This window comes from Clostridium sp. (assembly GCF_032552055.1).
Classification (GTDB): domain Bacteria; phylum Bacillota; class Clostridia; order Clostridiales; family Clostridiaceae; genus Clostridium.
In genome coordinates this window covers 1-11,924 of the sequence record NZ_JAWGSV010000086.1, presented here as the reverse complement: position 1 = coordinate 11,924, position 11,924 = coordinate 1, and the positions used below count along the sequence as shown (strand labels likewise).

The 11,924-nt window shown below is 29.2% G+C and carries 13 protein-coding genes and 1 pseudogene; 2 read left to right on the top strand and 12 right to left on the bottom strand.

The window, feature by feature from the left end; genetic code table 11:
• Both E6248_RS07800 and E6248_RS07795 read right to left on the bottom strand, forming a co-directional pair.
• On the bottom strand, nt 1-648 hold a 648-nt coding region (locus tag E6248_RS07800; protein WP_316340256.1), incomplete at its 3' end, for a M56 family metallopeptidase.
• Entirely contained in the window at nt 648-1,034 is a 387-nt protein-coding gene (locus E6248_RS07795) for a BlaI/MecI/CopY family transcriptional regulator (RefSeq protein ID WP_316340255.1), read from the bottom strand. The genes E6248_RS07800 and E6248_RS07795, both read right to left, overlap by 1 nt.
• A 253-nt stretch (nt 1,035-1,287) precedes the next feature.
• On the opposite strand from E6248_RS07795, the gene E6248_RS07790 reads away from it, so the two are divergent.
• Nucleotides 1,288-1,746, top strand: a complete 459-nt coding sequence (locus E6248_RS07790) for an NUDIX domain-containing protein (RefSeq protein WP_316340254.1) — start codon at nt 1,288-1,290, stop codon at nt 1,744-1,746.
• 35 nt (nt 1,747-1,781) lie between these two features.
• The gene (locus tag E6248_RS07785; RefSeq protein ID WP_316340253.1) at nt 1,782-2,267 is read left to right on the top strand and encodes a GNAT family N-acetyltransferase; all 486 of its coding nucleotides are present in this window, start codon (nt 1,782-1,784) and stop codon (nt 2,265-2,267) included.
• A gap of 101 nt (nt 2,268-2,368) precedes the next feature.
• Here the strand turns inward: E6248_RS07785 and E6248_RS07780 are convergent, their stop codons facing one another.
• The 10 genes and pseudogenes from E6248_RS07780 to E6248_RS07735 form a co-directional block, all read right to left on the bottom strand.
• Nucleotides 2,369-2,605, bottom strand: coding sequence for a hypothetical protein (locus tag E6248_RS07780; protein ID WP_316340252.1), 237 nt, complete (start codon nt 2,603-2,605; stop codon nt 2,369-2,371).
• Nucleotides 2,606-2,804: 199 nt separating this feature from the next.
• On the bottom strand, nt 2,805-3,407 hold the full coding sequence (locus tag E6248_RS07775) for a sugar O-acetyltransferase (RefSeq protein WP_316340251.1): 603 nt from the start codon (nt 3,405-3,407) through the stop codon (nt 2,805-2,807).
• 116 nt (nt 3,408-3,523) lie between these two features.
• Nucleotides 3,524-3,648: pseudogene (locus tag E6248_RS07770) on the bottom strand (IS1595 family transposase); the annotation flags it as partial.
• A 233-nt stretch (nt 3,649-3,881) separates the two neighbouring features.
• Nucleotides 3,882-5,981: a sodium-translocating pyrophosphatase gene (locus E6248_RS07765; RefSeq protein WP_316340250.1), complete on the bottom strand. Its 2,100-nt coding sequence runs from the start codon at nt 5,979-5,981 to the stop codon at nt 3,882-3,884.
• Nucleotides 5,982-6,247: 266 nt separating this feature from the next.
• Entirely contained in the window at nt 6,248-7,147 is a 900-nt protein-coding gene (locus E6248_RS07760) for a D-alanine--D-alanine ligase (protein ID WP_316340249.1), read from the bottom strand.
• Between the two features lie 495 nt (nt 7,148-7,642).
• Nucleotides 7,643-8,299 (bottom strand): endonuclease III, encoded by a 657-nt coding sequence (gene nth, locus E6248_RS07755; RefSeq protein WP_316340248.1) that lies wholly within the window; start codon nt 8,297-8,299, stop codon nt 7,643-7,645.
• 109 nt (nt 8,300-8,408) lie between these two features.
• Entirely contained in the window at nt 8,409-9,113 is a 705-nt protein-coding gene (locus E6248_RS07750; protein WP_316340247.1) for a lysophospholipid acyltransferase family protein, read from the bottom strand.
• A gap of 227 nt (nt 9,114-9,340) precedes the next feature.
• Nucleotides 9,341-10,324: a tRNA epoxyqueuosine(34) reductase QueG gene (queG, locus tag E6248_RS07745; RefSeq protein WP_316340257.1), complete on the bottom strand. Its 984-nt coding sequence runs from the start codon at nt 10,322-10,324 to the stop codon at nt 9,341-9,343.
• 327 nt (nt 10,325-10,651) lie between these two features.
• A complete protein-coding gene (gene epsC / locus E6248_RS07740; protein WP_316340246.1) occupies nt 10,652-11,236 on the bottom strand; it encodes a serine O-acetyltransferase EpsC in 585 nt (194 codons plus the stop codon).
• A gap of 35 nt (nt 11,237-11,271) precedes the next feature.
• Nucleotides 11,272-11,924 (bottom strand): pyridoxal-phosphate dependent enzyme (locus E6248_RS07735; protein WP_316340245.1); only part of this gene is annotated, 653 nt, incomplete at its 5' end.

Sequence of the window (11,924 nt, the reverse complement as noted above, 5' to 3'; positions counted from 1 at the left end):
TTCTTTTTCATTTACAGAACTTACAACCTTTAATGGAATTAATATTTTAGGTTTAATTATCCCACAAAGACTAGGACTATTAATTTCATTAGTTACTCTGACTTCGATACTTCTATTTATAGATAAAGACTTCTTTTCATTAGAAATATCCATATCTATATCATAGTTCTTATACTCTATATATTCCTTTTTAATACTTAAGTGAAGCTTTAAATAAGCTATTAACCCTCTTAAAATAAGTATAGAAGCTACACTTATCCAAAGATAAAATATTATTTCTTTATAAGTAAAATTATTGCTTTGTTCATTATCATCATTAACTATATTATTTACTGGTGAATTAAAATCTGTAGAAATGTCATTATTAATTTCGTCATTAGGTATTGTTTGAATTATATCTTGATTATTTTCTTGTGTATTACTACCTATGATTGAATTATTACTTTCTTCTATAGAACTAACATTAACTAAATTAAAAACACTTAGTTTACTTTCTGGTCCAAAAGGAATTATTAATTTAATTAATAAAATAAACCAAAGGTAATATATTATAGACTTTTTCATATGATTTTTTAGTAGTAATCTTATTAGCAAAATTATTCCTACTAAAAAACTTGCTACTATAGAGGATTCAATAATATAACTCATTATTTATCCTCCACATCTAACTTTTCATTTAAAATATCCCTTAACTCATTTATGTCTTCATTAGTTAATTCTTCACTTTTGACTAAGTTTAATATCATATCATTTAATGATCCATTAAAAACTCTTTTCAAAAATGATTGGCTTTCCTCTTTTATACATTCTTCTTCAGAAATTAGTGAATAATAAACATATTCCTTACCATTCTTTCTAAAGCCAATAGCTTCTTTATTTAAAAGCCTATTAATAAGACTTTTAATAGTAGTACTTTTCCACTGCTGTTTACCATTAAGGCTTTCGATAATTTCATTCGAAGTTACCTCATCTTTTGACCATACTATCTTCATTATTTCCCATTCTGAATCAGATATTTTGGGTAGCTTTTTCATTATACCCCTCCTTAAAATTACAAACGTAATCTTTAATTTAAGTTTACAAGTGTAATCTATAGCTGTCAACCTATTTTTCCCATAACTTTATATTTTACCAAATATAGTTTATAATACATACTGTAATTATGGTGCTGTTGCACAATTAAAAATTAACAAAAAACTCCTAATAGAGTTTTTAATTATAACAGTCTTAGTAATTCTAAAAGAATTAAATCAATAATTCTTCATTTTTAATTTCAGGAGGTCTATCATGGGAGAACATTTCAAATCATATTCAGCGGTAATGCCGGTAATAATAAATAGAAAAGAAGGTAAAACTCAAATACTATTACATCGTAGAAAAGATACAGGTTATGAAGATGGTAAATGGGATATGTCAGGAAGTGGACATGTTGATGAGGGAGAAACAGCTAAAATGGCTGTTGTAAGAGAAGCTAAAGAGGAGCTTGGAATAAACATAAATATAGATGATTTAACATTCCTTCACTTAACTCATCGTGTTAGCTCATCTGGTGGAAGAACTTATTACGATATGTATTTTTTAGTTGAAAAATTTGAAGGAATCCCAAAGATAATGGAGCCAAATAAAGCTTCTGAATTAAAATGGTTCAACTTAGATAATCTTCCAAGTGATATTATGAGTATTAGAAAAGTAGTTATTGATAATATTAAAAATAACATTACATATAGTGAATTTATAGAAAATTAACATTATATTATAAATAATTAATATAGGAGATTTGTATGAAAATTAGAGAAGCCACTAAAGAAGATTTAGAAGAAATTATTATTATAGAAAGCAAGTGTTTTCCTGAAGCTGAAGCAGCTAAAGAAGAAGATTTTCGTAATAGATATTCTGCTTTCAAAGAAAACTTTTTCGTAGCAGTTAAAAATGAAAAAGTAATTGGTTTTATAAATGGATGTACCACTGATAAACCTGAATTGCCTGATGAATTATATCATAATACTAATTTGCATAACCCTTCAGGAGATTATCAAACTGTATTTGGATTAGATGTATTACCAGAATATCGTAACTCTGGTGTTGCCTCAGAATTATTAAATCATTTTATAAAAACTTCTAAGGAACGTGCTAAAAAAGGAATGGTTCTAACTTGCAAGGATCATTTAGTCCATTATTATAAAAAATTTGGTTTTAATCATGTTGGAGTTTCAGATTCATCTCATGGTGGAGCAAAATGGAATGATATGATATTATTATTTAAATAAACGGCTTTGTTTTAAAATAATTTTGATATTATACTATAAAAAGTGGACAATTAATTGTCCACTTCTATTTTGTAATATATTAATATTGATCCTTATAAAAATTAAATTCCTAAAAAATAATTAAGAAAAATAATTATTCCGATAGATATCCAAAAGATTATTTCTACTGCTTTATTTTTATTTGTCAATCTATTCATTAAAACCAATGAAGTAGCAAATGGAATATACACTAAGCCTTTACCTATAAGTCTTATGTCTCCGACAAATATTGCTTTAATTGTTCCTATAATTACTGAAATTAATAAAATATATGTTATAATTCCCCATACTTTTTTCACTTTATTTCCCCCTTTATATATATTAGATAAAATTCTTATATAGCATAATAATCTAATACAACTACTAGTTAATTATAACTTATTTTGTAAATACCGCATATTCACTTTTGAATAGTACGGTATTCTCATTAACTTATATTTAATTTTCTCTTCGTAATAGTTTAAATTTACCCATCAAATCTATTCACTAAACTATACTTTATAGGTTAATCTTTCTATCTTTGAAATAGTATTCTTTATCATGTTTGTTGATTTCACGCAGTACCCGACATGGATTACCAAGTGCTACAACATTGGAAGGAATATCTTTTGTAACGACACTTCCAGCACCAATCACAGTATTATCTCCAATAGTTACTCCAGGAAGAACGATGACACCAGCACCAAGCCAACAATTCTTTCCTATATGCACAGGCATATTATACTGATATGCTTGTTGGCGAAGTTCCGGCAAGATGGGATGTCCGGCTGTAGCAAGAGTTACATTCGGGCCAAACATCGTATAATCGCCAACATATATATTAGTATCATCAACCGCTGTAAAATTGAAATTTGCATAAATACATTTACCAAAATGAATATGCTTTCCACCCCAGTTTGCATGGAATGGAGGCTCAATGTAACAGTCATCTCCAATTTCCGCAAACATCTCTTTCAGTAGGTCTTGTCTTTTTTCACTCTCTGTGGGCCTTGTCATATTATAATCATAAAGTTTATCAAGGCATATCTGCTGTTCTTTCATAATTTCTACATCTCCTGGGAGATATAATTCTCCAGTATACATTTTATCTCTTTTTGACATAACTAATCCTTTCAAATTCTTATTTATCTGTATTATATCAAGTGTATCTTTATTTCGCATTATAATACAGTTGTTCATTATTTCTATATTTTTATTATACATTTTATGGATTTTAATTCCAATCTAATAGTTTCTTTTTTTAAACTAAAAGTATTCACCCATTTATTCCATTTCATATAATTACCAAGATATTAATCCTCCTCATCCAACCTTTCAAATTGAAATAAAGTCTATTAATATGCTGATTAGAAATAAATACTTAATTAAAACAGAGGCAAAGAAAAAAGTAGACATATATAAGTCACAGTTCCACTTGCTAGTATTTTAACTACAAAGTACCTTAAACATATATGTGTCCACTTAATTTATCTATTTAAAACTCTCTAGTAAACTACCTTTAATTTTCTCCACCTAAAGTATCCACTAATAAATTAATAAAATAGATTATTAAAAGTCATTTATAATATAAATTTTCTATAGTACTCCAAAAGCAAGTATTAATGCTCCAAATACTATTGATACCATTGACATTAGTTTTATTAGAATATTTATTGAAGGTCCAGTTGTATCTTTAAACGGATCCCCTACTGTGTCTCCAACAACTGCTGCTTTATGGCACTCTGAACCCTTTCCACCTAGCACTCCAGATTCTATATATTTCTTAGCATTGTCCCAAGCTCCACCTGAATTTGACATCATTATAGCCATTGCAAAACCTGTTACTGTTGCCCCTGCTAAAAGTCCTGCTACCCCATTAGGTCCTAAAATAATCCCAACTATTACTGGTGTCGCTACTGAAATTATTGCTATCGTAATAAGTTCTCTTTGAGCAGATTTTGTACATATATCAATACAAGACTCATAATCTGGTTCTCCCTTTCCTTCCATAAGTCCAGGAATTTCTTTAAATTGTCTTCTTACTTCAACAACTATTTTGGAAGCAGCTCGTCCAACAGCATCCATTGTCTTTGATGAAAATAAGAAGGTTACCATTCCACCTATAAATAATCCTATTAAAACCTGAGGATTTAATATAGATAAGTTAAACTCAAAATTAGAAGTTCCGCTTTTAACTATATTTTCAATAGAATCCTTATATGCTGCTATAAAAGCTAAGGCAGTTAATGCAGCTGAACCTATTGCAAACCCTTTTCCTGTAGCTGCTGTAGTATTTCCTAATGAATCTAAAGCATCTGTTCTTCTTCTTACTTCTGGATTTTGATCAGACATTTCAGCAATCCCTCCTGCATTATCTGCTATAGGTCCATAAGCATCTGTTGCAAGTGTAATTCCTAAGGTGGATAACATACCAACTGCTGAAATTGCTATTCCATAAAGACCTAAATTAAAATCTTGAGCTCCACCTGATAAATTAAAACTTATTAGTACTGATACAGCTACTATTACTACAGGTATTGCTGTAGATGCCATCCCTAAAGATAATCCACCTATTATTATAGTCGCTGGTCCAGTTTCACTCATTGAAGCTAGATTCCTTGTTGGTTTATAAGTATCTGATGTGTAGTATTCAGTAAAGAATCCTATTAAAATCCCTGCAAAAAGACCTGATAATATACTAAAGTAGACTCCTATATTTTCAGCACCCAATACTTCTCTTACTATAAAATAAGATCCTACTGCAACAATTACCGAGGATATATAAACACCTCTTCTTAAGGCTTTAAGTAAATTCTTCTGACTTGAATCTTCTTTTGCTTTTACAAAAAATGTAGAAAATATAGATGCAACTACACCTAAAGCTGCAACAAGAAGTGGAACAACAGCTCCTTTTGTTGATAGTCCTGCAGCAACAGCTAATGCAGAAGATGAAATTAATGAACCTACATAGGACTCATAAAGATCTGCTCCCATCCCCGCAACATCACCAACATTATCTCCAACATTATCTGCAATTACAGCTGGATTTCTTGGATCATCTTCTGGAATACCTACTTCTACTTTTCCTACTAAATCAGCTCCAACATCTGCAGCCTTTGTAAAGATTCCGCCACCAACTCTAGCAAATAAGGCCATTGAAGAAGCCCCTATTCCAAAAGTTAAAATATTAGTTGTAACTTGTAATATTCTTTCTGCTTCTGATAAATCTCTATAATACCAATCTAAAAATAAAAATCCAAGACCTATATATAAAAGCCCAAGAGAAACAACGACAATTCCTATAACAGATCCACTTTTAAAGGAAATTTTCAAAGCTCCATTTAAACTTTTCTTAGCAGCTGTTGTAGTTCTAGAATTAGCTTGAGTTGCAACCTTCATACCTATAAAACCACTAAGACCTGATAATAATCCTCCTATTACAAAAGAAAAAGGAACAAATATTGAAACATATCCAAAAAAGCTCATAATAAGAAATATAAAAAACATTATTACAAAAAATATTGTTACTCCTTTGTACTGCCTCTTTAGATATGCATTTGCTCCTTTTCTTATCTTAATAGCAATGCTTCGTACCTTTTCATCCCCTTCGTCTTCTTTCATAATGCTTCTTCCTTGGTAAGCTGAAAAAAGTAAACCTAAAACTGAACAAAGTAAAACTAAAAGAATAAAGTTCATAACTATTCCCCCTTATATATTAAATATATAAACACTTATTTTACTTTATTATTATACGTTTCAAATCTCAGGAAATTACTCTAGTTGTCATAAAATGCAAAGCATTTTATTAATGAAAGAATGAAAAAATGTTTATAAGAATCTTTACAGATTTTTGTAAGAAAATCTATAAATAAAAGAGGTTTTGCATAGCAAAACCCCTTCCTTCATTCTTTCATTTTTTCATTACCTTAATTTTTTCATTTAAAATGCTTTGCATTTTAAAACTATTTCTTTAATGAATATTCAATTATCATATCAATGAAGCTTGAATAATCTATTCCTTTTTCTCCTGCACTTTGAGGGAATAAACTAGTAGCTGTCATTCCTGGAAGAGTATTAGCTTCTAGTATATATGGAACATTATCTTCAGTTATAATCATATCTATTCTAGTATAAACTGAACATTTTAAAGCTTTATAAGTATCTAAAGCCATTTTTTTAACTTCATTATAAAGTCCTTCTTCTAATTCAATTGGATAATGCTCTGCACCATTAGCTGAGTATTTTTGTTCATAATCATAAAAATCAGTTTTAGCCTTTATAGCTAAGATTGGAAATAACTCATGATTAAATACAGGACAAGTAATTTCGTCACCTTTAATGAATTCTTCAATCATTACTTCCCTATCCCACTTTAGTCCTTCAACTACAGCATGTTCTACATCTTCTTTTTTTGTAACCTTAAATGTAGCAACGCTTGATCCACCATTAGTAGGCTTTATAAATACTGGATAACCCATATCTTCTATAGCTTCATAATCTATTTCATCTACTGAAGAAACATTTAACCACTTTGCAGTTCTTATTCCTTTAGCCTTTAAAATACTTTTAGATAAGTCTTTATCCATACATAATGCACTACTTAAAGTATCACATCCTGAATAAGGTATTCCTAGTGTTTCTAAAACAGCTTGAACTGAACCATCTTCCCCAAACTTACCATGAAGAGCTAAAAGGGCAAAATCTATTCCTTTTACCTTTTCAATTATATCCTCTTTACTATCTATAATTATAGGTGTAACCTCATACTTTTCTTTATTAATATGCTGCATTATTGAATTACCACTACTTAATGATACTTCTCTTTCTGAGGATATTCCCCCCATTAATACTCCAACTTTCATAATGCTCCTCCAATTACTATTAAATTACTTACTTATTTTTTTATCCGATCGCTACCATTGCTAACACTCCCCCTTCTATAAGTGGGAGCTAAGCACTGCTACGCGCCTGGATTAGTTCTTCTAACCTTCAGATGGAGTAGGGTATTCCTGTTAAGAAAAATCCACCTGAAGATAAGAATCACTTTATACTTAATTATTATTCTTAGATTCAACTTACTTATTGCGTAATTATCTTAATTACATAATATCTTATTAAATAATTAACTCATTATATAATTATATCACTTCAGAAAACCTATTAAAAGAATATGTAATTTCTATATTTTATTGTATGTCTAATAATTATAAGTAAGATGCGAATATAAAGGCAGATATAAATATACTATGCTAGTAATTCACCATTTAAAATATTATAGATGTCACACTAACTTTTATTGAAATTCAGCTCACCCGAATTTCTTCCTTCAGCATCCTTACACCTACAAGATTAAATTATTACTTCTTTTTAGTAGTCTTTTTAAGCTTTAAATTTTCCTTATAATATTTGCAGTACTTAGTTAAGCTACAAATTTCACACTTTGGATTTCTAGCAATACAACATCTTCTACCATGGAAAATTAATAAATGATGAGTTAAGCTCCACTCTCTCTTTGGAAGCTCCTTTTGTAATTGCTTTTCCACTTCTAATACATTATCAGAATCAGCAAGACCTAATCTATTTGAAACTCTAAACACATGAGTATCAACTGCTATAGAAGGTACATCAAAAGCATTTGATAAAACTACATTTGCTGTTTTTCTACCTGCACCTGCCAGTGAAGTTAATTCCTCCATAGTACTTGGAACCTCTCCATTGAAGTTTTGCTTTAATTGATTGCACATCATTATTAAGTTTTTAGCCTTACTTCTATAAAGTCCTATTTGCTTTATTCTGCTTTCTAACTCTTCTAAGGATAAAGTTAAAAAGGCATCTAAATCAGGATATTCCTTAAATAAAGTTTCTGTCACTTCATTAACCTTCTTATCAGTAGTTTGAGCTGATAAAATAGTAGCCACTAAAAGCTGAAAAGCCGATTCATGATTAAGCTCACATTTTGCATCTGGATAATCAACCTTTAATATTTCTAAAATCTCTTTAGTTCTCTTTTTCATAAAACCACCTACCAAAAGCTGTTTTAAACAGCTTAATTTTCACTCTATATTATTCAATATCACCTTAAAATTAATTTATAGTAAATAACTTATACTCTAATAATATTAGTTACTTATAAACGCCTTTATATTTTTCAGGTAATAAATTAGCAATTGACTTCATTATAAAGTTCATTGATCTGTCATCAAAATCATGTTTGTCTTCATCCTTTTCTTTTGCCGGTAATGAAACAGGCTCTCCAAACTTTATATGTACATCAGCATAGTTAAATTTTTCTCCACCCATATCCCCATCCTTGTTAATAGGTAAAAGAATTTCTGTACCATACATTCCTATTGGTACTATTTTAGCTTTTGTAAGTCTTGCTATTAATAAAATACCTTTTTTCCCTTCAATCATAGCACCAGTTCTACTTCTTGTACCTTCTGGAAAAATAACTAAGTTTTCTCCACCTCTAACTAGTTTTACTATTCTAGTTATAGCTTCCTTATCTGCAGAATTTGGCTTTATTCCAATATTCTTAACCATCATAGTTCCAAATTTAGTTACAGGATCATCAGATAATTTAACCCCTGCTACAAAGGTTGGATCAAATCTTTCTCTTAGTATCTTGTCTAAAATTAAGCCATCAGCATTACTTAAATGATTGCAGATAAATATTAAAGGTCCATCTACATTATATAACTTTTCAATTCCCTCTATTTTAATATTTGCATACTTCTTAAAATATTTCTTTACTAGTATTTTTGTTACTTTTACTACCATCGACTCTGGCAGGGCATTTACTATTTTTACTACTATTGGTGATAGCATTTCTCTCCCTCACTTCCTAGTTTGCAACAATATATGTTTCAATTAATAATTTACATCTTTAATTCTTATATAATTTAAAGTAAAAAATGCTTTAAAGTAAACTACATCGATTGAAATCTTCGTTATTTAATTTTTAAAAATTGTTAAAATCCCCTTATATCTTAAATATTTTTAACAGGAAATTTAATTTAATAAAATGTAAGAACTTTATTACAACTTATAAATTATTATATTTTATTACTATTTAAAAGTCTATTAACATAATCATTTAAATAAGGAGAATCTGTTTTAATTTTGCTTATATCTCCATTAGTACTATTAACTTTTATTAATGCATTCCTTTTTAAAACATTTTTACCTCTCCACCCACAAGAAGTTCTTAAATAACTTTCTTTAAAGCCTTTATTATTTATATTAGCAAGGTCTAAAGTATTATCACTATTCATAAAATCAAAAGGAATAAACTCTTCTATTTTTGAAAATTCCTTATCTTTATTATAAGGACAAGGTTCTTGACAACTATCACAGCCAAAAACTCTTCCCTTTAATAACTTAATATGATTATCTGATAAATCTTTCTTTTGAGTAAAGTATGATAAACAAATATTGCTATTCTTTCTATATGGATTTATTGCCTTACTTGGACAGCTTTTATAGCAAAGCTCACAACTTCCACATTCCTTAAAATCTTTTATTTCTTCATAATTGCTCTCATTACAATCTATTTCTAAGTCAGTAATTATCTCTCCAAGAAATACATAAGAACCATATTTTTCAGTTATTATTAAATTATTTTTCCCTATAAAACCTACTCCTGCTAAATAGGCAATATATCTTTCAGGTAGAAAGTTACTATCTACAAAAGAAGAAGCTTTTCCACCTAAACTTTCTATATATTCACAGATCTTAGATAAATAAGACTTAACAACTTTATGATAATCTGTCCCTCTAGTATAAACTGAAAATCCATTATCATAATAATCTACATTATGCAGATAAGGGAAAGCTATTGAAATAATAGTCTTCCCCTCTTCCATATAAATAAAGGGGTTTATTCTTTTTTCTATGTCCCCTTCTTCAAATTCATTTTCAAGTCCCTTTTCTTTTCTATCATAAAAAAAGCTTCTAAGTTCTGTAAACTCTCTACATTTTATAAATCCTAAAGTATCTAAACCTAAAGTATTACAATAACTTATAATTTTTTCTCTCATATCATTAACAATATATAATATCACTTATAGAATACAGCAGAAAGTTATTACAAACTCTCCACTTCAAAGAAACTATAGCGCAAAGATAAAAATTAAAAATATAATATTAAAATTTGAATTTTAATATAAAAAGTAATTTTTAAGAAATTACATAAAAACATATTTTTAAGTATCCACCTCATTATCAATTACTATTAAAAATTAATACCTATTGATGTAACTCTTATAGAATTCCTAAAATCACTCATTTTATTAAAACTCCATAAGGAGTTTTTTCCTCAATTCTTCATTTTTCATTCTTAATTCTTAATTGTGCGCTAGCACCTTCTATATCATCATATTATTATATATTGTTTTTCTCCTTCCATCTTCATCGATAACTTCGATAATATCATTAACATTTTTAATTATATTTCTACCAGCACATCCCACTACAGTAGCTCCTCCAGGAACATCTTTTAAAACTACAGTATTAGCACCAACTCTACTTCCTTTCTTAAGGATAATAGGTCCAAGAACCTTAGCACCAGCTCCAATAATAACATTATCCTCAACTGTAGGATGCCTTTTGCCTTTTTCTTTACCAGTCCCTCCAAGAGTAACTCCATGATAAATAGTTACATTATCTCCAATTTCACTAGTTTCACCAATTACAACACCCATACCATGATCAATAAATAATCCCTTACCTATTTTTGCCCCTGGGTGAATTTCTATTCCTGTAGTAAATCTTGCTATTTGAGAAACGAATCTAGCTAAGAAAAACCTTTTATGCTTATATAAAAAATGTGCAATTCTATATGCTATTAAAGCATGAATGCAAGGATATAATAAGAATACTTCTATTTTACTTCTAGCTGCTGGGTCATTTTCTAATATATTATTTATATCATATCTTAAGCTTTCAAACACAGCCAATCCTCCTTAAATTTAATTGCTTAGGGCAATTAGTCGTATATTCCCATGGATATATACTTTTCCCCACCATCTGGGGCAATAGCTAAAACTTTTTTACCTCTTCCAAGAATTTTAGCTTTTTCTAATGCTACGTATATTGCAGCTCCTGATGAGATTCCAAGTAATATTCCTTCTTTTTCAGCTACGAGCTTAGTAGTTTTAAGAGCATCTTCATCAGAAACTTTTACCACTTCATCTATCACTTTAGGGTTGTAAATTTCAGGTATAAAGCCTGATCCTAACCCCTGAATTTTATGCGCTCCAGCATTTCCCCCACTTAAAACAGGTGATTTCTTAGGTTCAACTGCAACTATTTTTATATTGCTTATTTTCTCTTTTAATTTATTTCCTACTCCAGTTACAGTTCCACCAGTTCCTACCCCTGCAATAAATAAATCTAAATCATTTAAATCAGAATATATTTCTTCTGCTGTTGTATAATAATGCTTTTCACTATTTGCTATATTTTCAAACTGCTGTGGCATAAAATAATTTTCCTTCTTTGAAAGCTCCTTAGCCTTTTCTATAGCTCCATTCATACCTTCTGCTCCATCAGTTAATATAAGTTCTGCTCCATATGCTTTTATTAAATCTCTTCTTTCTTTACTCATACTATCAGGCATTACTATAACAACCTTATATC